The sequence below is a fragment of the Bacillus sp. ISL-75 genome, from assembly GCF_018613095.1.
Genome location: NZ_JAGGQX010000051.1, coordinates 15,763 through 41,604, shown reverse-complemented (window position 1 = coordinate 41,604; position 25,842 = coordinate 15,763). Strand labels below are relative to the sequence as shown.

General features: G+C 39.9%; 25 protein-coding genes, 2 tRNA genes and 2 rRNA genes. 26 read left to right on the top strand and 3 right to left on the bottom strand.

Features of this window, described 5'->3' with window-relative positions; translation table 11 throughout:
• The 8 genes from J7E63_RS20125 to tsaD form a co-directional block, all read left to right on the top strand.
• A 23S ribosomal RNA gene (locus tag J7E63_RS20125) occupies positions 1-86 on the top strand; the annotation flags it as partial.
• A gap of 76 nt (positions 87-162) precedes the next feature.
• Positions 163-279: ribosomal RNA gene (gene rrf, locus J7E63_RS20120) — 5S ribosomal RNA — on the top strand.
• 217 nt (positions 280-496) lie between these two features.
• Positions 497-570 (top strand) — tRNA-Met (locus J7E63_RS20115).
• Positions 571-573: 3 nt separating this feature from the next.
• A tRNA-Asp gene (locus J7E63_RS20110) sits at positions 574-650 on the top strand.
• A gap of 202 nt (positions 651-852) precedes the next feature.
• A complete protein-coding gene (tsaE, locus tag J7E63_RS20105; RefSeq protein WP_215015534.1) occupies positions 853-1,308 on the top strand; it encodes a tRNA (adenosine(37)-N6)-threonylcarbamoyltransferase complex ATPase subunit type 1 TsaE in 456 nt (151 codons plus the stop codon).
• The gene (gene tsaB, locus J7E63_RS20100) at positions 1,305-2,012 is read left to right on the top strand and encodes a tRNA (adenosine(37)-N6)-threonylcarbamoyltransferase complex dimerization subunit type 1 TsaB (RefSeq protein WP_215015529.1); all 708 of its coding nucleotides are present in this window, start codon (positions 1,305-1,307) and stop codon (positions 2,010-2,012) included. The genes tsaE and tsaB overlap by 4 nt, the downstream gene beginning before the upstream one ends.
• Before the next feature lie 12 nt (positions 2,013-2,024).
• A complete protein-coding gene (gene rimI / locus J7E63_RS20095) occupies positions 2,025-2,474 on the top strand; it encodes a ribosomal protein S18-alanine N-acetyltransferase (RefSeq protein ID WP_215015528.1) in 450 nt (149 codons plus the stop codon).
• On the top strand, positions 2,471-3,493 hold the full coding sequence (tsaD, locus tag J7E63_RS20090) for a tRNA (adenosine(37)-N6)-threonylcarbamoyltransferase complex transferase subunit TsaD (RefSeq protein WP_215015527.1): 1,023 nt from the start codon (positions 2,471-2,473) through the stop codon (positions 3,491-3,493). The genes rimI and tsaD overlap by 4 nt, the downstream gene beginning before the upstream one ends.
• 476 nt (positions 3,494-3,969) lie before the next feature.
• Here the strand turns inward: tsaD and J7E63_RS20085 are convergent, their stop codons facing one another.
• The gene (locus J7E63_RS20085; protein WP_215015526.1) at positions 3,970-5,889 is read right to left on the bottom strand and encodes an ABC-F family ATP-binding cassette domain-containing protein; all 1,920 of its coding nucleotides are present in this window, start codon (positions 5,887-5,889) and stop codon (positions 3,970-3,972) included.
• Positions 5,890-6,067: 178 nt separating this feature from the next.
• On the opposite strand from J7E63_RS20085, the gene moaC reads away from it, so the two are divergent.
• The 11 genes from moaC (at position 6,068) to J7E63_RS20030 (ending at position 17,200) form a co-directional block, all read left to right on the top strand.
• Complete coding sequence (moaC, locus tag J7E63_RS20080; RefSeq protein ID WP_215015525.1) at positions 6,068-6,565, top strand: cyclic pyranopterin monophosphate synthase MoaC; 498 nt, start codon at positions 6,068-6,070, stop codon at positions 6,563-6,565.
• 36 nt (positions 6,566-6,601) lie between these two features.
• Complete coding sequence (locus J7E63_RS20075) at positions 6,602-7,258, top strand: redox-sensing transcriptional repressor Rex (RefSeq protein WP_214718861.1); 657 nt, start codon at positions 6,602-6,604, stop codon at positions 7,256-7,258.
• 157 nt (positions 7,259-7,415) lie between these two features.
• The gene (ystJ, locus tag J7E63_RS20070; protein WP_215015524.1) at positions 7,416-8,663 is read left to right on the top strand and encodes an NADP-dependent malic enzyme; all 1,248 of its coding nucleotides are present in this window, start codon (positions 7,416-7,418) and stop codon (positions 8,661-8,663) included.
• A 229-nt stretch (positions 8,664-8,892) separates the two neighbouring features.
• Entirely contained in the window at positions 8,893-9,645 is a 753-nt protein-coding gene (locus tag J7E63_RS20065) for a sulfite exporter TauE/SafE family protein (RefSeq protein WP_251033635.1), read from the top strand.
• 194 nt (positions 9,646-9,839) lie between these two features.
• Positions 9,840-11,459 carry a DcuS/MalK family sensor histidine kinase gene (dcuS, locus tag J7E63_RS20060; protein WP_215015522.1) on the top strand — a complete coding sequence of 540 codons (1,620 nt, stop codon included), beginning with the start codon at positions 9,840-9,842 and terminating at the stop codon, positions 11,457-11,459.
• Positions 11,437-12,144, top strand: coding sequence for a response regulator (locus J7E63_RS20055; RefSeq protein ID WP_215015520.1), 708 nt, complete (start codon positions 11,437-11,439; stop codon positions 12,142-12,144). The genes dcuS and J7E63_RS20055 overlap by 23 nt, the downstream gene beginning before the upstream one ends.
• 119 nt (positions 12,145-12,263) lie before the next feature.
• Entirely contained in the window at positions 12,264-13,610 is a 1,347-nt protein-coding gene (locus J7E63_RS20050) for a 2-hydroxycarboxylate transporter family protein (protein ID WP_215015518.1), read from the top strand.
• Between the two features lie 119 nt (positions 13,611-13,729).
• Positions 13,730-14,944, top strand: coding sequence for an NAD(P)-dependent malic enzyme (locus J7E63_RS20045; RefSeq protein ID WP_215015516.1), 1,215 nt, complete (start codon positions 13,730-13,732; stop codon positions 14,942-14,944).
• Positions 14,945-15,120: 176 nt separating this feature from the next.
• Positions 15,121-15,744 carry a YhbD family protein gene (locus tag J7E63_RS20040; protein ID WP_215015514.1) on the top strand — a complete coding sequence of 208 codons (624 nt, stop codon included), beginning with the start codon at positions 15,121-15,123 and terminating at the stop codon, positions 15,742-15,744.
• 6 nt (positions 15,745-15,750) lie between these two features.
• Positions 15,751-16,476, top strand: coding sequence for a polymer-forming cytoskeletal protein (locus J7E63_RS20035; protein ID WP_251033634.1), 726 nt, complete (start codon positions 15,751-15,753; stop codon positions 16,474-16,476).
• Between the two features lie 13 nt (positions 16,477-16,489).
• Positions 16,490-17,200 carry a cytoplasmic protein gene (locus J7E63_RS20030; RefSeq protein WP_215015512.1) on the top strand — a complete coding sequence of 237 codons (711 nt, stop codon included), beginning with the start codon at positions 16,490-16,492 and terminating at the stop codon, positions 17,198-17,200.
• A 63-nt stretch (positions 17,201-17,263) separates the two neighbouring features.
• Here the strand turns inward: J7E63_RS20030 and J7E63_RS20025 are convergent, their stop codons facing one another.
• A complete protein-coding gene (locus tag J7E63_RS20025) occupies positions 17,264-17,467 on the bottom strand; it encodes a YdiK family protein (RefSeq protein ID WP_215015510.1) in 204 nt (67 codons plus the stop codon).
• The gene (locus J7E63_RS20020) at positions 17,464-18,186 is read right to left on the bottom strand and encodes a CPBP family intramembrane glutamic endopeptidase (protein ID WP_215015508.1); all 723 of its coding nucleotides are present in this window, start codon (positions 18,184-18,186) and stop codon (positions 17,464-17,466) included. The genes J7E63_RS20025 and J7E63_RS20020 overlap by 4 nt, the downstream gene beginning before the upstream one ends.
• A gap of 353 nt (positions 18,187-18,539) precedes the next feature.
• Here J7E63_RS20020 and groES point away from each other — a divergent pair, with 353 nt between their 5' ends.
• The 7 genes from groES (at position 18,540) to J7E63_RS19985 (ending at position 25,720) form a co-directional block, all read left to right on the top strand.
• Positions 18,540-18,827 (top strand): co-chaperone GroES, encoded by a 288-nt coding sequence (groES, locus tag J7E63_RS20015; protein WP_026565252.1) that lies wholly within the window; start codon positions 18,540-18,542, stop codon positions 18,825-18,827.
• 57 nt (positions 18,828-18,884) lie between these two features.
• Positions 18,885-20,519 carry a chaperonin GroEL gene (gene groL / locus J7E63_RS20010; protein WP_088085080.1) on the top strand — a complete coding sequence of 545 codons (1,635 nt, stop codon included), beginning with the start codon at positions 18,885-18,887 and terminating at the stop codon, positions 20,517-20,519.
• A 129-nt stretch (positions 20,520-20,648) separates the two neighbouring features.
• Positions 20,649-21,560 carry a tyrosine-type recombinase/integrase gene (locus J7E63_RS20005; RefSeq protein WP_215015507.1) on the top strand — a complete coding sequence of 304 codons (912 nt, stop codon included), beginning with the start codon at positions 20,649-20,651 and terminating at the stop codon, positions 21,558-21,560.
• A 472-nt stretch (positions 21,561-22,032) separates the two neighbouring features.
• A complete protein-coding gene (locus tag J7E63_RS20000) occupies positions 22,033-22,647 on the top strand; it encodes a hypothetical protein (protein WP_215015505.1) in 615 nt (204 codons plus the stop codon).
• Positions 22,647-22,943: an HNH endonuclease gene (locus J7E63_RS19995; RefSeq protein WP_215015504.1), complete on the top strand. Its 297-nt coding sequence runs from the start codon at positions 22,647-22,649 to the stop codon at positions 22,941-22,943. Before J7E63_RS20000 ends, J7E63_RS19995 begins: the two co-directional genes overlap by 1 nt.
• 240 nt (positions 22,944-23,183) lie before the next feature.
• Entirely contained in the window at positions 23,184-23,699 is a 516-nt protein-coding gene (locus tag J7E63_RS19990) for a DUF1643 domain-containing protein (RefSeq protein WP_215015503.1), read from the top strand.
• Positions 23,700-24,535: 836 nt separating this feature from the next.
• On the top strand, positions 24,536-25,720 hold the full coding sequence (locus tag J7E63_RS19985; protein ID WP_308161982.1) for a hypothetical protein: 1,185 nt from the start codon (positions 24,536-24,538) through the stop codon (positions 25,718-25,720).
• Positions 25,721-25,842: the final 122 nt, after the last annotated feature.

Sequence of the window (25,842 nt, the reverse complement as noted above, 5' to 3'; positions counted from 1 at the left end):
GAAAGATGATCAGGTTGATAGGTCAGAGGTGGAAGCGTGGTAACATGTGGAGCTGACTGATACTAATCGTTCGAGGACTTAACCAATTTATAAGGCATACTCGTTTTACAAACTTCTTCTGCATTATCTAGTTTTGAGGGAATGATTCCTCTAAAAAAATAGTCTGGTAGCAATGGCGAGAAGGTCACACCCGTTCCCATACCGAACACGGAAGTTAAGCTTCTCAGCGCCGATGGTAGTTGGGACACGCGTCCCTGTGAGAGTAGGACGTTGCCAGGCTAAAATTACTTTAAAAACCATACATAAATTACTTGATGGAGTAACACACTATTATGGTGCAGTAATTAATATTTTATTGTCGCGGGGTGGAGCAACGAGCATTGCTTCATGAATAATCTGCGAGTTGTATCAATTGAGCTGCTGCTTGCATAAGCTTCCTGAGATTGATACAGTTCATGCAACTAAGCGCATGAGCAAAATTTTATATTTCTATTGTCGCGGGGTGGAGCAGTCTGGTAGCTCGTCGGGCTCATAACCCGAAGGTCGCAGGTTCAAATCCTGTCCCCGCAATTTGGTCCGGTAGTTCAGTTGGTTAGAATGCCTGCCTGTCACGCAGGAGGTCGCGGGTTCGAGTCCCGTCCGGACCGCCATTTATATTGCAAAAATTAGTACGAAACATGGTTTCGTCTTTTTTTATGCCGTTTAATAAGGGCAAGCTTTTTTGCTCAATTGTTAAAAATCATGTAAACTACATATGTAATAGGCATCCTTAGGAGAGATCCTAAGGTTTTTTTGCACATAATTAAGGTAAAATGAAGATGTGACGCTAAGTTAAAATAAAAAGGTGATTGAATGAATCAATTCGAACTAATAACAACGGATTCTGAGGAGACTTCCCAATTTGCAGCAAAGTTAGCTGGGTTATTACAACCCGGAGATGTCATTGCTCTTGAAGGTGATTTAGGTGCTGGAAAGACTACATTCACTAAGGGCTTGGCTAAAGGGCTGGAGATTAAAAGAACAGTTAACAGTCCGACATTTACTATTATTAAAGAATATAAGGGAAAACTCCCGTTATATCACATGGATGTATACCGGGTTGCGGATGCCTTCGAAGAACTCGGTTTTGATGAGTATTTTGAAGGTGATGGAGTGACGGTAGTGGAATGGGCTCATTTAATTGAAGAGCAGCTCCCACAGGAAAGACTGACTATTTTCTTATATCGTGAAGATGGGGATACTAGAAGAATGGTTTTAGTACCTAAGGGGAAACGATATGAGCAATTATGTAAGGAGACTTTTTCATGACCATATTAGCGATTGATACTTCTAACTATGCCTTAGGAGTGGCGCTGTTAGAAGATAATCAAGTACTTGGTGAATATATAACCAATTTAAAAAAGAACCACTCTGTTCGAATTATGCCTGCTATTCAGACACTAATGAAGGATTGCGAAAAGGTTCCGGCGGATTTAACTAAGATTGTCGTCGCCAAAGGACCGGGCTCGTATACAGGAGTTAGAATAGGTGTAACCATTGCTAAAACATTAGCTTGGACTTTGAAAATCCCGCTTGTAGGTATTTCCAGCTTGGAAATTTTAGCATCTGGGGTCGGCCGCTACTTTGATGGTTATGTGTCACCTCTATTTGATGCAAGAAGGGGACAGGTCTATACTGGCTTGTATCAATATCAAAATGACGAACTACAAACGATTGAAGAGGATCGTTTGGTCATGTTAGTAAACCGTGCAGAGGATCTAAAAAATTCAGGAAAAACGATACTATTTGTCGGAAATGATTTACCACTCCATCAAGCAGCAATTGAAGCAGCATTAGGATCACAGGCTATTTTCGCAGCGAGTACGGAACAAAATCCACGTCCAGCTGAACTTGCCCTTCTCGGTAAGGATAAACCAGGGGAGGACATTCATTCTTTTGTTCCAAATTATATCCGTTTAGCTGAAGCTGAAGCGAAATGGTTAGAAGCGAAAGGAAAAATTTTAAATGGATAGGAATAGAGAGTTATGGTAGATTCTTTTGTTTTTCGCAATATGAGGGAAGAGGACCTTGACCAAATTTTAGAAGTAGAACATGCATCATTTACAACCCCCTGGAGTCGTGAAGCATTTTATAATGAATTGCATAATAATCGATTTGCTGTTTATATCGTCCTAGAGGAAAGTAACAAAATCCTCGGGTACTGTGGGGCTTGGATCGTGATCGATGAGGCGCATGTAACGAATGTGGCCATTCTGCCTGAATATAGGGGCAGGAAACTTGGTGAGGCAATCATGCAAAAAATGATGACAGTGGCAAGAGAGATGGGAGCAAAGAGTATGACCCTTGAAGTGCGTGTTACCAATCATGTAGCACAATCTCTTTATCGAAAGCTTGGTTTTCAAAATGGCGGGATCCGCAAAAATTATTATTCAGATAATCAGGAAGATGGTTTAGTGATGTGGGTAAATTTATGAAAAAAGATCAATGGATTTTAGGTATTGAAACAAGCTGCGATGAGACGGCTGTCGCCATAATTAAAAATGGCAGAAAAATTGCGGCAAATGTAGTCGCATCGCAAATTGAAAGTCATAAACGCTTCGGTGGTGTGGTTCCAGAAATAGCCTCCCGCCACCATGTAGAGCAAATGACTATTGTCATTGAGGAAGCATTGAAGCAGGCAAATGTTACTTTTGCTGAGATTGATGCCATTGCTGTCACAGAAGGACCAGGATTAGTCGGTGCCCTTTTAATTGGGGTAAATGCCGCGAAAGCATTGGCATTTGCTCAAAACAAACCACTAGTTCCAGTCCACCATATTGCTGGACATATTTATGCGAACAGGCTTGTCACTGAGTTAAAATTCCCGCTCCTTGCTCTGGTCGTTTCAGGCGGGCATACAGAGCTTGTTTATATGAAGGAACATGGACATTTTGAAGTCATCGGCGAAACAAGGGATGACGCTGCTGGTGAAGCCTACGACAAGGTTGCGCGAACGTTAAACATGCCTTACCCTGGCGGTCCACATATTGACCGTTTGGCGCAGGCTGGAAATCCGACAATTAATTTACCTCGGGCATGGTTAGAAGAAGGTTCCTATGATTTTAGCTTTAGCGGCTTAAAATCTGCTGTTATTAATACGGTTCATAATGCCGAGCAACGCGGTGAGATAATTGCCCCTGAAGACCTTGCTGCAAGCTTTCAAGCCAGCGTGATTGAAGTGTTAGTGAAGAAAACAGAAAAGGCCGTCGCTGAATATGGGGTAGGACAAGTATTAGTGGCAGGCGGAGTTGCCGCCAATAAAGGCCTTAGAAATGCTTTGGAAAAGACCTTTTCAGAGAAACCTGAAATTGAATTAGTAATTCCGCCATTATCCCTATGTACTGATAATGCAGCGATGATTGCTGCTGCTGGAAGTGTGATGTTCGAAAAAGGAATTAGAGCAGACCTTTCCCTAAATGCCAACCCGGGACTGGATATCGAAATATACAATTAATAACTCTTCTGGATAAGAAGAGTTTTTTTGTTGATAAGATTTTATAAAAATGCAGATCAAAAACTGGTGAATGTGGATAAGTGGGGTGTTATCTGTGTATAATGTGGATAAGTAAGGTCTTTGTTGTGGATAATGTGGAAAAGTAAAAATAACATTGAAACTGTCCTGTTTGTAATGTGAATAAGAATGTGGAAAAGTGTATAACTTAATGAATTATTGCCATCATATCAAAATTTGTCGATAAATGTCATAATAAACAAAAAACCAGGCCAATGCCTGGTTTTTGCATAAATATAAAAGAAAATTTATCTTCGGACTTTTATAATTGTCTAGCTCCAACGCCCAGCAGCTAGTGGACTTCGCTCTCCTCCCTACGATAAGTCAAGCACGAATGCGCTAACGCTCTCGTGTTTCCTTTATCTCAGTCGAAGCGCTCCAGTCCATACGCTGCTAAACGGGCGTTTCCGCTTTTCTAGTTATTCAGCCAGCTCCGCCCATTCTTCCATTAAGTGCTCGAGTTCAGACTTTGCTTTTTCATTTTTTATGTTGATTTCCAATACTTTTTCGTGATTTTGAAAAATGTCTGGTTCGCATAATTGCTGCTCGAATTCTTGAATTTGCTCTTCTAGCTCTTCAATTCGTTGTTCCATTTCTTCTAATTTCCTTTTGCGCTGACGCTCTTGTTTTTTACTTTCCTTATCCTGTTGATAAGAGTTTTTTTCAAAAGCATCCGTTTGTGCTGCCCTTTTTGCTGTTGCGGCTAGCGCTAGTGCTGCAAGTTCTTCCTGTTCTAGTTTCTTCTCTAAATAATAATCATAATCCCCGAGGTATTCTGTACTTCCATGACGACTAAGTTCTAAGACCTTTGTGGCAATCCGGTTAATAAAATACCTGTCGTGTGAGACAAACAATATCGTGCCCGGGTAATCGATTAATGCATTCTCTAGAACTTCCTTACTATCTAAGTCAAGGTGGTTGGTAGGCTCGTCCAAAATTAAGACATTCGCTTTCTCCAACATCAGTTTAGCTAAAGCTAGACGGGCTTTTTCACCGCCGCTTAAGGTGGAAACTATTTTTAAGACATCATCACCAGAAAATAAGAAATTACCGAGCACCGTACGTATTTCTTTTTCATTTTTTAGTGGATAGTCATCCCAGAGTTCATTTAAGACCCGCTTATTGGAGGTCAATTCAGCTTGCTCCTGGTCGTAATACCCAATCTGAAGGTTTGTCCCATAGAGTAAGGTTCCCTCAAGTGCAGGCAACTTTTTGATAATTGTCTTTAAAAGTGTTGATTTGCCGATACCATTCGGTCCAACCAATGCGATACTTTCACCTTTATAGGCCCGGAAAGAAATGGACTCTGAAACCTTACCATCCTTGTATCCAACAGCGAGTGAATCCACTGTTAAAACATCATTTCCGCTTTGTTTTTCAATTTCAAACGAGAAGGAGGCAGACTTTTCATCGCCTAATGGACGATCCATCATCTCCATCTTTTCAAGCTTTTTACGCCGGCTTTGGGCTCGTTTGGTTGTCGATGCCCGCGCTAAATTCCGGTTGACAAAGTCTTGGAGTTCAGTGACCTCTTGCTGTTGTTTTTCGAAAAGCTTTAAATCACGCTCATAATTTGCCGCCTTTTGATCAAGGTAAGAACTATAGTTGCCTGAAAACCTTTGGATTTGCTTACGGGATACTTCATAAACTTGAGTAACAACTTTATCTAAAAAATAGCGGTCATGGGAAACGATCAAAATCGCTCCATGATAACTTTGTAAATATTGTTCCAGCCAGGAAAGCGTATCAATATCAAGGTGGTTTGTGGGCTCATCCAATATTAGGATATCAGGCCTGGTTAACAAGAGTTTACCAAGGGCTAGACGAGTTTTCTGCCCGCCGCTTAAACTAGATATCATCAAGGATTTGTCATGGAAATTCAGCCCATGAAGGACGGAGCGCATCTCTGCCTCATATTGATACCCTCCCTGTTCTTTAAATTTCACCTGAAGATGATCGTACTCTTTTAGGATTCTTTCGTACCTGCCACTGTCTTCAAAAACGAGGGGATCAGCCATTTGTTCTTCAAGTGTGCGGAGTTGTTTTTCCATCAATCGCAGCGGTTCAAAAACCGTCAGCATTTCATCCCATATAGATAATGATGATTCTAACCCAGTATTTTGAGCTAAATAGCCAATTGTCACTTCTTTCGGCTTGATAATTTCTCCGCCATCATGCGACAAGTGTCCGGCAATAATCTTCAATAATGTCGATTTTCCCGCCCCATTGCGTCCAACAAGGGCAACACGGTCCCGAGTTTGTAATTCGAGCTTAATATTCGATAAAATAAGGTCAGCACCATAATATTTTTGTAATTGATTAACCTGTAGCAAAATCATTCTCATTCACCTCTATTACATAGGATTAGTGTACCTTATTCCCGGTATGTCGGCAATAAACTGCTCGCCTTATTAGCGGAGTAAGGGTCCTAAATCGTCAAAAAATGTAATATTTAGTTCAAAGTTTCACACACATATAAGGTAAAATAGTGTATGATTTGATGGGAGGATTTTTTATATGGCAGAATTTACGCATTTTAATGAAGAAGGCAGAGCAAAAATGGTCGACGTCAGTGATAAGCCGGAAACGGCACGTACGGCGCTTGCTCACTCCAGCATTACCGTTAGTAAAGAAATTTATGATAAAATAACTAATAATGAGATGAAGAAGGGCGATGTCTTAGCAGTGGCCCAGATAGCAGCTGTCATGGCAGCAAAGAAGACATGGGATTTTATTCCAATGTGCCATCCGATTCCATTAACAGGTGTTAATATTTCTTTCTCTTGGGAACAGGATAAGGATGAGAACTATCAATTATATATTGCTGCAGCCGTTAAAACGAAGGGGAGCACAGGCGTGGAAATGGAAGCGTTAACAGCCGTATCCGCATGTGCCTTAACAGTTTATGATATGTGTAAAGCCGTTGATAAAGGTATGGTAATTGGCCCGACGTATCTTGTCGAAAAAACGGGCGGTAAAAACGGTGATTTTAAAAGAGATGAAAGAGTTAAATAAATTTTTAACTAAACCATTCATGGGGTGTGGGAGATTATGAGTAATGAAACAACGAAAATACCACAGGCGACAGCAAAACGGCTGCCCCTCTATTATCGATTTCTAAAAAACCTGCATAGTTCCGGCAAGCAAAGGGTCTCTTCAGCGGAATTGAGTGAAGCAGTAAAGGTAGACTCAGCAACGATTCGCCGCGACTTTTCATATTTCGGTGCGTTAGGGAAAAAGGGCTATGGGTATAATGTTAATTACTTAATATCCTTCTTCCGTAAGACCTTAGATCAGGATGAATTAACTAAGGTTGCCTTAATAGGAGTCGGAAATCTTGGGACTGCCTTTTTAAACTATAACTTTTTAAAAAATAATAACACAAAAATAGAATGCGCCTTCGATGTGGATCCCGACAAAATGGGAACCATGATTCGCGAGGTACCCGTTCATCCTATGGATGATTTAGAGAAGGTTTTATCAGAAACTAATATTTCTGTGGCGATATTAACGGTTCCGGCTCCTGCCGCACAAATGATAACCGATCGACTGGTCCAAGCGAATGTAAAAGGAATCTTAAATTTCACTCCAGCAAGATTAAATGTTCCACCATTAATAAGGGTCCATCATATTGACTTGGCAGTGGAGCTTCAATCGCTAGTCTACTTTTTAAAGCATTATCCAACGGTGGAAATAGATGAAGAATAATTAGTTAAAAAGGCTTTCCACGAAATTTGTGGAAGGCCTTTTGTATGATTAAATCCCTGCTTTTTTTAATTACATAATCTATAAAAATACTTTCTTATGGACTAAGATGTAGGTAGATGAAATGCAAGCGGTTACTAACGGAAGTGGGGGAAATTCAATGTCAATTTTACGAGATGAAGCATTAAAAATGCACAAGGAACACCAAGGCAAGGTTGGGATTTATTCTAAGGTGGGAGTACATAATGCAAAAGATTTAAGCCTAGCCTATTCACCTGGTGTGGCAGAGCCGTGTTTGGAAATTTATGCAGACGAAAATAAAGTCTATGATTATACCTCAAAGGGCAATCTAGTCGCAGTTGTATCCAATGGGACAGCGGTTCTGGGGCTTGGAAACATTGGACCAAAAGCTGCGATGCCTGTGATGGAAGGAAAGGCCGTGTTATTCAAATCGTTCGCAGATGTTGACGCCTTTCCCATTTGCTTGGCCACCACTGACACAGACCAGATCGTAGAAACCGTCAGGCTGCTAGAACCAACATTTGGCGGAGTGAACTTGGAGGATATTGCTGCGCCGCAATGCTTTGAAATTGAAGACCGCCTCCGCAAAGCCTGCGAGATTCCTGTTTTTCATGATGACCAGCATGGAACCGCGATTGTAACAGCCGCTGGTCTAATCAACGCGTTAAAATTAGCGGATAAAAAAATTGAAGATATTCGTGTTGCAGTAAACGGAGCAGGTTCAGCTGGAGTAGCGATTGTTAAGCTCCTGCTGCATATGGGCGTGAAGGATGTTATTTTATGTGATACAAAAGGAATTATTTATGAAGGCCGTCCATTCGGAATGAATCGATTCAAAGATGAAATGGCGCAAATGACAAATCGCGAGCAAAAACAAGGAACGTTAGCGGATGCGCTTATTGACGCCGATGTGTTTGTGGGGGTATCAGCAGCCGGGGCCGTTACAAAGGAAATGGTTAGCGCTATGCACCGTGACCCGATTATCTTTGCCATGGCCAACCCGGTACCGGAAATTATGCCGGATGTAGCAAAAGAAGCAGGAGCTCTTGTAGTGGGTACAGGACGTTCTGATTTTCCGAACCAGGTTAATAATGTGCTTGCTTTCCCAGGCATTTTCCGCGGCGCCTTAGATGTCCGTGCCAAGGAAATCAACGAGGAAATGAAGCTTGCTGCGGTCTATGCAATTGCTGGTTTAATTTCAGAGGATGAGCTCCATGCCGATTATGTCATTCCAGATCCATTTGACCCTCGGGTCGCAGCACAGGTAGCAACCGCGGTTGCGTATACTGCAATGGAAACAGGGGTAGCCCAAAGAATTATCAATGTTGAGGAAATTAAGCAGCGCCTATCAGCATTAGAAGAAGCAAAACAACCAGTGCATGTTTAGGTCGAGCAAAATTTAGCTTTTAAGGGAGGACTATCTCAATCTAGTTGAGGTAGTCTTTCAAATTTTGGGAATTAGGGCATAATTCCGATATACCTTTTAAATTTTTAGTACAATAATAAATGATAGTTTTTTTTCTTTTTTAAATCAGTCTATATGACCCCGTCCTTAGGTAAGTAATAAAACATTTCCTAGAAGGACATCTAGGGTTTTGCAATCGGAGGGGATGAAGTTGGCGATTGTGCTGACGATGTTTGTGCTTGGGATTTTATTAGGATTTGTCGGGGCGGGCGGCTCTGGCTTTATTATTGCCATCTTAACAGTTATTTTTGGAGTACCAATACATATGGCGTTAGGGACATCACTAGCAGCGATGGTGTTTACTAGCATGTCAGGTGCCTACAGTCATTTTCGTCAAGGAAATATCTCAATTAAAACCGGTTTAATCGTCGGCGGATTTGGGGCAGCTGCCTCCTATTTAGGTTCAAAACTAGCCAGTTTGATTCCGATCCATTCTTTGCATTGGTTGACAGCGGGGATGTTATTTTTGTCGGCTGTGATCTTGGTTGTCCGCTTATTTATTGTTCAAAAAATAAAGGTAAACAACAAAAAAGTGAACCCTGGCAACCTGCTTCTCATTAAGAAAGCGGCAGTTGTCGGGTTGGTTACCGGATTGTTGTCTGGTACATTTGGGATAGGTGCTGCGCCGTTCATTCAAATCGGATTGCTGGTCATCATGGGACTTTCGCTTAAACAATCAGTGGGTACAACAATGCTCGTTATTTTGCCGATCGCTTTAGCAGGAGGAATCGGCTACTATTTCGAAGGATACCTGAATTTAACCCTGTTAGTTGAAGTGGTAGGAGGAACGATGATTGGCTCCTATGTCGGGGCTAAGTTTACAGCCCTTGCTCCGCAGCCCGTATTAAAAAGTGCGATGGTCCTGACCCCTATTATCGCAGGAGCCATTTTGCTCATAAGTTAAGGCATCTTCGCAAGGATGGTTAACTGAGACGATGAACTCTCAGACCAGCCTAAGTTAAAGAAAGCTTCTAAGACTGCAAAGTATTTTCTTAAGAATGCTTTGCAGCTTTTTGTGTTTACTAGCCTGGATGGTTAGTATGTCATCAGGTGGAAATCAGAATGGTGCCTGTCGCCTTCTCAAAGATGGAGGGAAATATGAGAAAGGGAAGATGGAGTTTACAGTCGGTAATTATTGTCTTTGTGTGTATGGTGGTTACTTTTTCACTATTGATAACAGATTTACTTATCAGTTCGAGAATTGCTAAGGAGACGGAAAAAGGTCAGGCTGAGAAAGCAAGAAATGTGGCTCGAATGGTTGCTCATAGTCCGCTTGTTGTTAATGCAATGAGTAGAAAACAGAATGAAAAGGAAATCCAAACGTTTGCCAATGAAATGAGAATGGTCACGAACGTTTACTTTATTGTTGTGATGGATATGAACGGGATCCGAAAATCCCACCCTGATAGTAAAGAGATAGGGAAACCGTTCAAGGGTGGAGATGAAGGGCCTGTCCTGAAAGGAAAAGAGCATCAATCTATTTCAAAGGGATCTCTTGGACCTTCATTACGCTTCTTTACGCCAATTAAGGATGCAACCGGGAAACAGATCGGGGCCGTGGCTGTTGGGATATCTTTAGATAATGTGGAAAAGGCCGTCAAAAAGAGCAGAATGGGGATTTATATTGGGACGATGATTGGTATCTTAATCGGTGTTCTCGGGGCTGTTATTTTAGCTAGATATATAAAAAAGATCTTACTTGGGCTTGAGCCGTTTGCGATTGCTAAATTATTAGAGGAACGAAGTGCGATGCTTCAATCGGTGCGTGAGGGAATTGTGGCAGTGGATCAAGAGTCCAACATAACACTTGTCAATCGAGCAGCCTTAAAGCTGTTTGATAAAGCAGGCCTGCAAGATAACCCAATGGGGACAAATATAGAAGAATATATGTCATCTACTCGCTTAAGTGATTTATTAAAAACAGGTAAACCTGAATTGGATGAAGAACAGAATATAAATGGGATGACCATTTTAACCAACCGAGTACCCGTCATCGTTGAGAATAAGGTAGTTGGCGCGATTGCTACTTTTCGCGACAAAACAGAAATACAGGTACTCGCTGAAGAACTGACAGGAGTAAGAACATACGCCGATGCACTTCGGGCCCAGGCACACGAGTTTATGAATAAACTTCATGTGATTTTGGGGATGGTCCATACAGGTTATTATGAAAAAGTTGTCGAATACATCAATGAAACGGTTGATCATCGTAATAACGAAATTGGCTTGGTTACCAAAAAGATAAAGGACCCTGTTTTAGCTGGCTTTTTAATTGGAAAGTTGAGTTATGCAAGGGAATCAGGGACTGAGTTATCTGTTTCCTGTGAACAACCGCTGCCACAACCTGCAGATTCGGATGTCACACACAAATTGATTACAATTGTTGGTAATTTAATTGATAATGCCATTGTGGCTGTGACCGGTTGTCCAGTCAAAAAAATAACAGTAGAATTTGATTATGGTGATGATATTTTAACTATCGAAGTAAAAGATACAGGAACAGGGATGAATGAAGAAATACAAAACCAAATTTTCAACAAAGGATTTTCCACAAACGGTGAAAATAGAGGTCTAGGGCTGTACCTTGTGTCGCAAGCGGTTAAAAAGTTGGAAGGGGATTTAATTCTTTCATCAAAGCCTGGAAAAGGGACCGTCTTTGCCGTGTATATACCATATAATGGGGAGGGGGACCAGAATGATCCGGGTAATGATTGTTGAAGATGATCCAATGGTGGCTGAATTTAATAAACGCTATCTTGAGCAAGTTACTGGTTTTACATTGATGGCAATGGCCGCATCCGTGGATGAGGCGATTAAGAAAATTGAAAAACTAGAAATTGATCTTATCTTATTGGATATATTTATGCCAGGGAAACTAGGATTAGAGCTGTTAACCTACCTCCGTGAACATGAAAAAGAAACCGATGTGATTGTTATTTCAGCAGCATCAGATATGGAGCGGATTAAAAAGGCTTTAAGATACGGAGCCGTTGATTATTTAATTAAGCCTTTTGAATTTGAACGCTTTAGTAGAGCGTTAGTTGCATATAAAGAACAAACAAAGTTTATTCAAACTCAACAAGTGATTAACCAAGACGTATTGGACAATCAATTACTGCACCGAGAGGATAGGCCTCTTATCGAAGATTTACCAAAGGGTTTAACAAAAGATACCCTAAAACAAATTTGGGAAGCGATTCAGGAGCTAAAAAATGCCCCGTTTTCAACAGAGGACGTCGTGAAGGTCGTCGGAATTTCTCGGGTTTCCGTCCGTAAGTATTTAAATTTTTTAAAGGAAATTGGAATCCTAGATGTTAAGGTAATCTACGGTACAGTGGGAAGACCCGTTTACCAGCATGAATTTAATCGATTGAAAAAACATCTTATCAAAAACTTTTTGTAAGCAGCCTAGAACTGCTTACTTTTTTTATTTACAAAAACCTTATTAAATTTACATAAACTATGAAAGCGGTTTAATTCAGAATATGATAGAAACATCAATAGATTGGGGGATGAACACTTATGGAACCAGCAAAAGAGTTGCAACCGCTTACGGTTGTTCCAGGGGAAAAAGAAGAAAAGAAAGGGCTTTTAGGTAAATTTGGCAGTGTAAAGGTAGGAGTTATTCCACTCCCACTTTATATCGTTATCGCAGCTGTTGTCTACTTTTCAGCTGTCTATAAATTGCTTCCAGCAGATATGATTGGCGGTTTTGCAATTATTATTGTCATGGGTATTTTACTTGGGGATCTTGGCATGAAGATTCCGATCTTGAAGGATATCGGTGGCCCTGCCATTTTAGCCCTCTTGATTCCGTCTATTTTAGTCTATTTTAGTGTGATTAATACAACGGGAATGAATGCGGTTACCCAGTTGATGAAAACATCTAATTTCCTTTATCTTTATATTTCTATTTTAGTAGTAGGAAGTATTCTTGGGATGAATCGCAGAGTTCTGATTCAAGGCTTCACACGCATGTTTATACCGCTTATTGTCGGCACAATAGCATCTGTTGTTGCAGGCGTTCTAGTAGGTTTGCTTTTTGGATATGACATGAAACACACATTGTTCTTTATTGTTGTTCCAATTATCGGTGGTGGGATCGGAGAAGGAATTTTGCCTCTTTCATTAGGCTATGCAGAGGTTCTCGGAAAATCTTCAGAAACATTTGTAGGGCAATTAATACCAGCAGCAGTGATTGGAAATATTGTCGCTATCATTTGTGCAGGTATTTTATCACGTTTAGGTGAGAAAAAGAAGCATCTTACTGGTAATGGAGTATTAGTGAAGACAAAAGGCGGCGATGGAATCACAGAAGCAGCAACGATTGATAAGCCGGTTGATTTTCCACTTATGGGTGCAGGACTGTTAATTGCGTGTAGTTTCTTTATCTTAGGTGGATTGGGGAATAAATTCCTAGGCATTCCTGGACCAGTGTTAATGATTATTGCAGCAGCCGTTGTGAAAAGTATAAAAGTAATGCCCGCTAAAATGGAACAAGGTGCTTATCACTTATATAAATTTGTATCATCAAGTTTAACATGGCCATTAATGGTTGGCTTAGGTATGCTGTATATTCCGCTTAAGGATGTAGTCAAAATCGTAACCCCAGGATATGTGGTTGTTTGTACCGCTGTCGTAGTCGCAATGGTTACTACGGGTTACTTTGTAGGTAAGCTGATGAAGATGTACCCAGTCGACTCAGCGATTGTTACAGGCTGTCATAGTGGTTTAGGAGGAACGGGTGATGTGGCAATTCTTTCCGCTTCCAATCGGATGTCATTGATGCCATTTGCCCAAGTTTCAACAAGAATCGGGGGCGCTTCAACCGTTATTTTGGCTATTCTTTTGCTGAAATTATTAAGCTAATATTCCTAAATCGGGCTGTGCCTGTTTGTCACGGCCCGACTTTTTTGATTGTATAGATTGGATTCTTGTCACCATGATTAACTATTATTTGTAGATAGGACCAAAAGGAGAAGGTTGGAATGAATGAAAGCAAGATAAAAGAGCAGGCAGTGCTGCTCCATAAAAAGCTGGCAGGTAAGATTAGCATCGTCAGTAAAGTAGAAATGAACAATGCCGATGATTTAAGTTTAGCCTATACGCCAGGTGTAGCCGAGCCATGCAAGATCATAGCAAAGGATAGAGAGGCTTCCTTCGAGCATACAGGGCGGGGTAATTTAGTAGCCGTTGTAACAGATGGAACAGCTGTCCTAGGGTTAGGAGACATTGGTCCTGAGGCTGCTATGCCAGTTATGGAGGGGAAGGCCGTTTTATTTAAACAATTTGCAGGGATTGATGCCTATCCGCTGTGCCTGGGTACAAAAGATGTCGATGAGATTGTCAATATAATTAAAGCATTAGAGCCAACGTTCGGCGGTATCAATTTGGAGGATATTGCCGCCCCAAGATGCTTTGAAATTGAAGAACGCTTAAAAAAGGAACTTACCATTCCCGTCTTTCATGATGACCAGCATGGGACAGCGATTGTTGTCCTAGCAGGCCTTTTAAATGCGCTGAGAATTGTGAAGAAAAGTATCTATAAGGTTAAGGTTGTTCTCAATGGTGCTGGTTCTGCAGGGATAGCGATTGCCAAGCTTTTATTAAAAGCAGGCTTTAAGAATATTACGTTAGTAAGCCTGGAGGGAATTCTTTGTCCAGGCGAAGAGTGGATGAACGACCGGCAAGCAGAAATAGCAGAGAGAACAAACCTAGGCAGGGTACATGGAACCCTTCAAGACGCGATTAAAAACACCGACATTTTTATTGGCGTCTCAGGTCCAAAGGCTTTAACAGGAGATATGGTCAGGACCATGAATAAAGATTCAATTGTTTTTGCTATGGCAAATCCAGTGCCTGAAATTTATCCGGAAGAAGCGCTTGCGGCAGGTGCAGCAGTAGTCGGAACAGGACGTTCTGATTATCCTAATCAAGTAAACAATGTGCTCGCCTTTCCAGGAATCTTTCGTGGTGCTCTCGATGTAAGGGCAACCGACATCAATGAGGAAATGAAACTTGCAGCAGCTTACGCCATTTCAAGTCTTGTATCGGATAAAGAGCTTCGTGCGGAGTATATCATTCCTAACGCCTTGGATTCTCGTGTGGGGGATCGAGTGGCAGCAGCTGTTTCGGCTGCAGCGATTGAATCGGGAGTAGCGCGAAAAAGCTCCAGCTTAAAAAAACTAGTAGAAATCATCTAAGCAAAGCTTATCGAACGGTGGAAAAAGAAGAAAATAGGTTCAAGAAGGTCTTTCACGATATAACGTGAGGGGCCTTTTTTTGTAAAATAATAATTAGGACACCCTAATATTTACATTTGCGCTTTACAAATGTAACAGTGTTATGTTACGTTTGTTTTTAGAAAGGGGTTTTTATGATGAGTGAGGAGTTAATCTCAAAGAAAGACCTGTTAGAATTAGCCGGAATATCCTATGGACAGCTATATAGATGGAAACGAAAGGATCTCATTCCGGAAGAATGGTTTGTGCGTAAATCAACGTTTACGGGTCAAGAAACTTTTTTTCCAAAGGAAAAGGTCTTAGAAAGAATTGAAAAAATCCAAACGATGAAAGAAAACTTATCCTTGGATGAACTAGCTGACATGTTTTCACCTAATGTAGCGAATTTAAATTACACAAAAGATGAATTAGTGAAACGTAACATTGTTTCGACGACAGTTGTCGATTTTTACCTTGAAATGGAGAAAGGCAGTCTTCAATTTAATTTTACACGAATGCTCGAAGTGTTTATTTTAGAAAAGCTGCTTCAGTCGGGTGAAATTAACCTGGAAGAAGGGAGAATGGTCTTGCAGGTGTTAAAGGATCATGCCGGGGTAATCAAGCAAAAAAGCTGTGAATTGGTGATTACCAGAAAACTTGGCATGTCATCATGTCTGTTACTAATTAATGCAGAAGAATTTCATTTTGAACGCGGAACAAAGGTAGTTGCGGCTTTGTCGCTGATGACGTGCATGGAAGAAATTAAAGCGAAATTATTATAAAGGAGAATGATGATGGATACGAAAAGCAGGGGAGACTTGGTTATTAATGGCTTCGGTGCATCCAATGGGGGCCAGTTCCGCGTTGTCACATTAAATGGCAGAGGGACGGTTAACAATGATTTAGAATGCGTGGAACTGGATTGTAATGGTTCCGGGATTCTCAATGGAAACGTCATTTCTGAAAAAGCAAAAGTAAACGGACATGCGAAGGTCAGAGGGAGTATCGACAGTAAGATCTTAACGATTGATGGATCAGCAAGGATCGACAAAAACCTATCAGTTGAAAAATTAAAGGTCTCCGGGAAGGCAACCGTTGGCGGCAGGGTCAAATGTGAGGAAATAAAAATTCAGGGGGCATTTACGGTGAGTGAGGATTGTGAGGCGGAAATCTTTAAAGCGGAATCGCAGTTTACGATTGGCGGACTTCTAAATGCAGACCAGGTTGACATAAAGATGTTTGGAGAATGTAAAGCAAAAGAAATCGGCGGGCAAACGATTACGGTAAAGGCGAAGGGATCCTTAGTCGGTAATTTGCTTAAGGCCTTTTTCAAACCACAGCTTGAAACGGAATTAATTGAAGGGGATAAAATTGAACTTGAAAATACGATTGCCAAAGTCGTTCGTGGGAACCAGGTGTGGATTGGTCCAAATTGTCAAATTGGTCTAGTGGAATACACTGAGGAATTTTCGATGGATAAAAAGGCAATTGTTACTGAGAACAGAAAGGTGTAAGGGGGATAAGAAAATGACAAGAAGCGAAAATCTGATTATCAATGGCTCGGGCAGCTATCCTGGCGGCCGTTACGATAAAATCAATATTCGAGGGGAAGGAACGATTGTCAATGCTGTGGAAAGTTCGACTTTCCATGTCTATGGTACGAGTGAAGCCGTCGAAAATGTCAAAACAGGCTCGGTAAAAGTATTTGGTGAAGCAGAGATCAAAGGGAATATGGATGCAGAGGAAACACTGATCATGGGAACGATGATGGTCGGTGGCAATGCTCTTTTAAAAAAGATAAAAATTTTCGGATTGCTGGAAGTCGGCGAGAGACTGACAGGGGATGAAGCAAACATTAAAGGGAGTATCTCAGTGAATGGCGATGTGGAGTATGAGACGTTCGACTCTAGCGGCGGCTTTGAGATCAAAGGATTACTGAGCGCAGACACCATTAAGGTCAGTTTGCGTTTTGGGCAAAGCACAGCTGAGGAAATCGGCGGCGGAAAAATAACCGTCAAAAAAAGAAGTAACTCATTCCTCCCCTTTGGAAAAGAGGCAGGGTCCCTAAGTGCGAAAGTCATTGAAGGGGATGATATCTACCTTGAAAATACCAAGGCTGATATTGTTCGGGGCAACAAGGTGAAAATTGGACCTGGCTGCCAAATAGGAGTGGTGGAGTATCGGAACGATTTCTCACATGATCCGAAGGCGGCAATAAAAACGACGACTAAGATATAGAGGAGAAATGTGATGGGTGTCAGGCACCATGTGAAAAATTCACATGGTGCCTGACACCTTGTTTTATTTCTTTTTCATTTTATCTTTGTATTTAACGTGAAAGATAATCATTTTTAGGCCTGAGCCATAGTCAAAGGTTGCTAATAGGACGAGGAGGTAACTGAAAAACCCCCATCCATTTTTTTGAACATTATCAATGGCAAAGTAAGTAAACAACCCGCCAAGCAAAAAGTAAATTAATCCGGAAAACAAAGGTGAACGTCTCATAGAAATCCTCCGATAAAGTTTTGAACCGCCTCGGCTTCTCGCTGGAGCCTCTCAATGTCGTCTTTGTATACCGACTGAACCAAGACCACCAAGGTATTCATTGTGACATGGGCAAATATTGGGACGAAAATGGATTTTGTTTTTACATAAAGAAAGGCGAACGTAAAGCCCATGGCCGAGTATAACAGAATGTGCTGAAACTCCATATGGGCCGCGGCAAAAATGACTGAACTGATAAGAGCAGAAATAAAAAAGTTAAATCGTTGATGAAGAGCTCCGAAAATAATTTTTCGAAAAACGATTTCTTCTAAGATTGGTCCAATGATGCTCGTGACTATAATCGCTAAGGGAAAAGCTTCAATTATCGTCAGAATATCCTTTGTGTTTTCAGACCCCATCTTGATTCCTAATAGGTTCTCGATGATTGCGGCGGCGTACTGGGCAGCTAAAGCAAGGAAGATTCCTGAAATGGCCCATACCACCGAATGACCGAAAGAACTGCCATTTTTGCTGAAGCCTCGGTTGTTCATTTCTTTCCGTAATATAAAAATAATGAGTAATAAGGCAATCGTAAAACTAGCTAGAAGCCAGGAAGGAACAGCAAGACTTTGATTGATCCCAAAGTATTTAAAGCCAAACAAGAATAGGGGTATTCCGGCTAGGCTAGAAAACTGCATCGCGATGTAAACAATAATGATTATCCAATATTCCCGTTTCAAATAATCTAGTCTCCTTTAGATTCCATTTTATATTTTTGACGAATCGTCAATTTGTAATCATCCATTTTGACAAGGCCTCAAATCGCTTGACCTTTATATATACTATTCTTCATTCTACTCTTAAAACTGGCTTTGTTTCAATTTAGAAAGACTTTTTAAAAAAATGGGTATAGAAAATGACGTTTTTCACATACTTTATAAGGTTGTCAATCGGATTATTTTTTTTAGAAAAATTTATGCTTCACACTTGCAAAAAAATTTGAGATTCATTATTATAATAATTGTGTTAGCACTCATTCGTAGAGAGTGCTAACAAGTCAGAATTACATATATTTTTGAGGAGGTTGTTTGATTTGTTAAGACCATTAGGTGATCGTATTATCATTGAGCTTGTTGAATCAGAAGAAAAAACTGCAAGCGGGATCGTATTACCGGATTCAGCGAAAGAAAAGCCTCAAGAAGGAAAAGTTGTTGCCGTTGGTACTGGCCGCGTACTTGAAAGCGGAGAGCGTGTAGCACTTGAAGTTTCTGTAGGTGATCGTATTATCTTCTCAAAATACGGCGGTACAGAAGTGAAATACCAAGGAACAGAATATTTAATCTTACGCGAATCTGATATTCTTGCTGTCGTTGGCGCTTAAGATTTTTACTTAAAAAAATACAAAGAACTTAAAAGATTATGAGGAGGTTTTTAAACAATGGCTAAAGAGATTATGTTTAGTGAAGATGCACGCCGCGCAATGCTTCGTGGTGTTGATGCTCTAGCAAATGCAGTAAAAGTTACTCTTGGACCTAAAGGACGCAACGTGGTTCTTGAGAAAAAATTCGGTTCACCACTAATCACGAATGATGGTGTAACTATCGCCAAAGAAATCGAATTAGAAGATGCATTCGAAAACATGGGTGCAAAACTTGTTGCTGAAGTAGCAAGCAAAACTAACGATGTTGCTGGTGACGGTACAACTACTGCAACAGTTCTAGCACAAGCGATGATTCGCGAAGGCTTAAAGAACGTAACTGCTGGTGCTAACCCAATGGGTATCCGTAAAGGGATCGAAAAAGCAGTTATTGCAGCTGTTGAAGAATTAAAAGCAATTTCTAAACCAATCGAAAACAAAGCTTCGATCGCACAAGTTGCTTCTATCTCTGCTGCTGACGAAGAAGTTGGTCAATTAATTGCAGAAGCAATGGAGCGCGTTGGCAACGACGGCGTAATCACTATTGAAGAATCTAAAGGCTTCACAACTGAATTGGATGTAGTAGAAGGTATGCAATTTGACCGTGGTTATACTTCTGCATACATGGTAACCAACACAGATAAAATGGAAGCTGTTTTAGAAAATCCATATATCTTAATCACTGACAAGAAAATTGCTAGCATTCAAGAAATTCTTCCTGTTCTTGAGCAAGTAGTTCAACAAGGCAAGCCACTATTATTAGTTGCTGAAGATGTTGAAGGTGAAGCACTTTCTACTCTAGTAGTTAACAAGCTACGCGGAACATTCAATGCAGTTGCTGTTAAAGCTCCAGGCTTTGGTGACCGTCGTAAAGCAATGCTAGAAGATATCGCTGCTCTAACTGGTGGGGAAGTAATCACTGAGGAGCTTGGCCGTGAACTTAAGACAACTACAATCAGCTCTCTAGGACGTGCTGCTAAAGTTGTTGTGACAAAAGAAAATACAACAATCGTTGAAGGTGCAGGAGATTCTGCTGAAATCGCAGCTCGTGTAAACCAAATTCGTGTTCAATTAGAAGAAACTACTTCTGAATTTGACCGTGAAAAATTACAAGAGCGCTTAGCTAAATTAGCTGGCGGTGTAGCAGTTATCAAAGTTGGTGCTGCGACTGAAACTGAATTAAAAGAGCGTAAGCTTCGAATCGAAGACGCTTTGAACTCAACTCGTGCTGCAGTTGAAGAAGGTATCGTATCCGGCGGTGGTGTAGCCCTTCTTAACGTATACAGCAAAGTAGCTGAAATCCAAGCTGAAGGCGATGTAGCAACTGGTATCAACATCGTATTACGTGCGATGGAAGAGCCTGTACGCACAATTGCTCACAACGCTGGTCTTGAAGGATCTGTTATCGTTGACCGCTTAAAGCGTGAAGAAATCGGTACTGGTTTCAACGCTGCGAACGGTGAATGGGTAAACATGATTCAAGCTGGTATCGTTGACCCAACTAAAGTTACTCGTTCTGCATTACAAAATGCAGCATCTGTAGCAGCTATGTTCTTAACAACTGAAGCAGTTGTTGCTGACAAACCAGAACCAGCTGGCTCAGGCATGGGTATGCCTGACATGGGCGGCATGGGTGGAATGGGCGGCATGATGTAATTAGGGTTTTAAGCCTTATGTTGGAGAAATAGTTAAGGCTATTTTCACCCCTTTTTGTGAAGCTGTCATGTAAATAATTATTTTCAATAGCAATAACCACTTCCTAAAAAAATGAGGGAGTGGTTTTTTGTGTTATTAAAATTTGCTTATCAAGATTTTTTGGATGACAGACGTTTCAAGAATACAACCAAGACGAATATAAAAAATTATGAAATGCTGTTAGGGAAGTTTGTGGATTATTGCATTGAGAACCAAGTAGTTAATGTTGAAGACATTACCTACAGCCATGTTCGACAATATCTCTTACAATGCCAAGAGAAGGGCGATAAACCTAGTACCATTAACACAAAGCTATTAAGAATCAGAGCCTTTTTAAATTACATGGTAGAATGTGAGGTCATTAAGAATAACCCAGCCAAGAAGGTCAAAATGCAAAAAGATGATGTAAAGATTGATGTCTTCAGTGATGATCAAATACGGCAGATGTTGAACTTCTACAGAAGGATAAAACAACGTGAAAAAAGCTATGTGGCTTATCGGGATTACATGATTATTGTTACAATTCTTGGTACTGGAATCAGACGGGGTGAGGTCATAAATCTTCAATGGTCAGATGTGGATTTCATTAATAAATCAATTTCTGTTTTTGGGAAAGGCAGAAGGAAAGAAACGATTCCGATTACAGATAAATTGGCGAAGGAACTTGGAGGATATCAGACTTTCTGTAAGCAATACTGGGGAAATCTAAGTGATTATGTTTTTGTGAAGCGGGATAACACTCAATTGACCGACAACTCTTTGATGTTAGTTTTTAATTATCTAGGTAAAAAAATGAATTTTAAAGATATGCGGGTATCTGCTCACACATTCCGACACACCTTTTGCCATCGCCTTGCTATGTCTGGAATGAGTGCCTTCGCCATTCAAAAGCTTATGAGACATAAAAACATTGCTGTAACAATGCGATATGTAGCCATGTGGGGAAATGAATTGAGAGAGCAAAATGATAAGTATAATCCATTAAATACATTAGATGTTTAGAGTGGGAAAGAAGAGAGCAGTAATAAGACTGTTCTCTTCTTTCTGCTTGTCAGTAAGACATTAGCTGCGGTGAGTCGAAAGCCCTCTATATTAAATGTCATAATCAATAGCTGTTTTTCCATATTAAAAGTCGGTATGTTTTTATTCTTGCCCTTGTATATCAACGTATATCAACAAACTAAGATTAGGAGTAATTTAATGCAATTGGTCCTTGGTATATCACGATATTCCTAAACAAGGGTCGCAGGAGGATATCCCCTTAAAAGATTTAGAATGATGGAAACTAAGAATTTGATCATCTTTAAGAATAATGATTCTTAAACGTTGCTCTATATAGGAATTGCTCTACTGTATTACTAATATAGTATTACAGTAAAAAACAAAAAATAATATCTCTTAAAATAATGGGTATAATGGCAGGGATTTGTGGGAGATTAATACTGTTATCTATTACCAAATAGGAGGATGCAATATGGCTTTAATGTATGCAAAGGTAAGAATTAAAGGGACAAAACCGCTGCTTTTTCATTCATTTACAACAGAAACTCTATCCTTAGAAAGAAGGGAGCGTACAGGCGTAGCAGGTAATGACCCAGAAGAATGGAAACGTACTTATACAGCTAATGAAAATGGTCAACTGTATGTTAACCCTTCTTATGTTTTTGGATGTATGAGGGAAGCTTCTAAATATACCAAGAATGGTCGTGGTTCTATTCAACCAAAGCTTTCTGCAACTCTTCAAGTGTTGTCAAGTCATATTTACTTTAATAGATTTATGCCAGAGAAGATTACAAAAGATGAAAATGCACCTGTATATTTAGATGTTCGTTCGGTTAGGAATCCTTCTACCAAGGGTCGTAATGTACGGTATCGTGTTGCGCTATCTGCGGGCTGGGAAACCGAATTTGAAATTATTTGGGATAATACATTAGTAGCGTCGCAACAAATTGAAGCTATTTTGAATGATGCAGGAATGCTTATTGGATTAGCAGATGCCCGATCTATAGGTTATGGGAGATTTGAAGTAAAGTCTATTGAACCCATGCCATATGATAAATTTAAAAAAAGTCACAAGAAGGTAGGATAATGCCTAAAAAGCGGCAACCTAAAGAGGTATGGATGGTTACGAGGAAAAGGATATGGTTAAGAGATAATAAATGTTGTGTTAGATGTAAGAAAACAATTGAATTAGATATCTGTCATATTGACCATATAAAAAGTGGAAAGCTAGGTTCTAATGAAGATAGTAACCTGCGAACGCTATGTCGTGTATGTCATGTATTACGAGCAGATTTAAGGCATAGAGGGATGATTGCAAAAGCTTTATCTGATGGAATTATCCCTCCAAGCTGGAGACATTTGGTTTGGGAAGATTATGAGTAGAAAACGAAACATAGGGTTAATCCCCCCTATGTATGATAGGAATTAGTTCAGCCTATCACTGATGAGTTGTGAACTAGTGAGGCTAGGTGCGGTAAGGTGTGGTTTGGAACGGTAAGGTGAGGTTGGGGAAGGTGCGGTACGGTATGGTATGGAAACTAAATTAGTGTGAAAAGTTACGAGATTCTATCGTAACTTTCCTCTATTTGGTATAATTACCATTGGTAAAAGGAGAGGGTATTATTGGTCAAAGAAATAGAAAAAACTATAAAGTCTACTGCTATTTTTTCGGATAACGAAAAATACAGATATCAATTGTCGAGAATTTGGGATGAAAATAAACCGAAAGCTACAGTTGTTATGCTGAATCCCAGTAAAGCGGATGTGCTAATAACTGATAGAACAGTAATGAATGTTACTAACTATTTAGTTGAAAATGATTATGGATCAATAACAATTGTAAATTTATTTGCATATAGGGCAACTGACCCTAAATTCCTTAACCAACGAGATGAGGTTCAAGAATCATTAAATAACGATTATTTAAAGGAGTCTTTTTTTGACTCAGATACAATAATAGTAGCTTGGGTTAGGGATAAAGATAAGTATGTAACGAGAAAAAGAGAAGTCGAAAGGTTATTGATTCAATATAAGAGCAGGGTTAAATGTTTTGAGGACGGTAATGGAAAAATTCTAAGACATCCTCGTGATTTAGGATGTGATTGGAAACTTGTAGAATACGAGTTTATGTATATATAAAGTTAGAGATTTAAGCCAATAAACAGCTAAATCGAAAAGGGGTACTAGCTATACCAAGTTAACTAGCACCTCAATTCACGCAACATGGTATAAAAAAACCGATACGAGACGGATATTACCTGCTTTTTCAATATAAAAACATCCAAACCATGAGTATTATCAATGTAAATTTCGATATGAATGTTTTTGCAGCTTTCACTCCTGTTGGTAAATAAATGTAATCATGGCGAAGCTATTCAATTACAGGATGAATCGTATTATAATAATGATTATTAATTGAAAATTAAAAAGTATATGAAGGAGTTGAATTTACATGCAACCGCCTCTTAAGGAGGCACACTTATATTCTGTATGCCTATGATGTATTCATAGGGTTAGGCTGTTAGTATGCCTATATTGGACAGGGATAAGTGTGCTTTCTAACGAGGTAGGAACATGTAGATTCACTCCTTTTTTTGCGTTGTTTTAAGGAGCGGTTAAAATGAATTTTGACAGAATAAAGGGCATTCGCTTCGCTCACTCTGCCGCCTCCCTACGGTCGTTAGCGGGACGCTCCCTTCGGTCACTTCGCCACCTAAAGGTGTCGACCCCACCAAGCTCAAGCCTATGAAAGAAGTATTAACTCCATTTAAACACTAGTATGGAATAGGGTTTAAGGGTTATAAAAAGCGTGCATATTTTGACATAATATTAATTGTGTACCTAGTAATATATTACGACAAAACTTGCACACTATTTAAACAGTCCACTAATTTGTAATAGATCTAACTAATTCATAAAAGGAGTGAGAGAAATGGCTGTCATTGACAGTCTCTAATTGAAAGTAGGTAATAAAAGTGGAACAAAAAATCAGATTAACAACAGAAGAATTTGTAATGAAATTTGGAACGAAGGAGCAGAAGGCTAAGTTCAAAAGTAACGGTAAATTAGGTTCTAGAACTAGACAGTCTGTTATTAACACAGCTGAGCAGGAATATGTAGTAGATATTGTTAAACAAGGCAGGAGTAACATATACGTATGTACTAAGCGTGATGAAAAGGTTATGAAGAAAGACGGTCGTGTAAGAAGCGGTAGAGAACAAGTTGAACATAGAATCCCAATGGACATAATTGTAGCGACTCACTTAGAATACGATATGACGAAACAAGCCAGTATGAGTTTAGGTAAATGGGCAGTTGAATTCGGACTAATTACAGAGCTTGAATGTGACTTATTACGTTCTAGACACAGAAGTACTCTACGTCAAAAGCATATTGATTTGGCTATTGAGAATGATCTTCTTGAAGAGGACCAAACGAAGCTATTAGATGAGTTTACACTTTACTGCCTCGAGATATACGGTCAATTGGTTAAGACCTTAGAGCATATGAAAAAATGTGGTATCATCTTATTCTATGAGAACTGGATTGGATATAGTAAAGATGGAAAGGTCAGTATAAACCCCGAAATAATGAAGAAAATTCAAAAGACTAGACGGGATCTTATGAAGAAACATGATGTTGTTGAATTCAACCTAACTGCACATCGTAATGCTAAAAAAGTAATACACTTCAAGCGGGAATGGAAAGAGGCATTAGCAGAAGTTAAAGACGAGTCTGGAAATGTCTTAGGCATAAAGTATTACTGGAAAGAATACGCTGTGATATTGAAGGCTTCAAGTAAAGCAGTACAACGATACCTCGAAACATATTGTGCGGATGTATTAGAAGCATATGTGACTAATAAAGACCTATTCATCAACGAAAATGAAGTGGACTATGTGATTAAGCGTAAAGCGAATTTCATTAAGAAGGCAGAGAAACACCATAAGCAGAAGCTAAAGGAATACAAGGAGATGAAGGTTGAGTTTGCTGCAGCAGAAGATGAAGAGCTAATTAGATACTTTTACACACAGCAAGAACTTGAGGATATCATTGCAGGATATGACCTAGGCGTTAAGAGGTTACACTTACAGAAGCTGTATATGGAGCGGATGGGACAGCTATTCGATCTGTATAAGTTAAAAGTCTACACCAATTAAAATACTTTGAAAGAGTCTCTTAATTAGGCTCTCTTTTTGTGTTGGAACGGATGATTGGTCACAGTCGGAAATCAAGATACTTACAGAACTAATAAAACTTCTCTTTTATTTTGTTTACTATA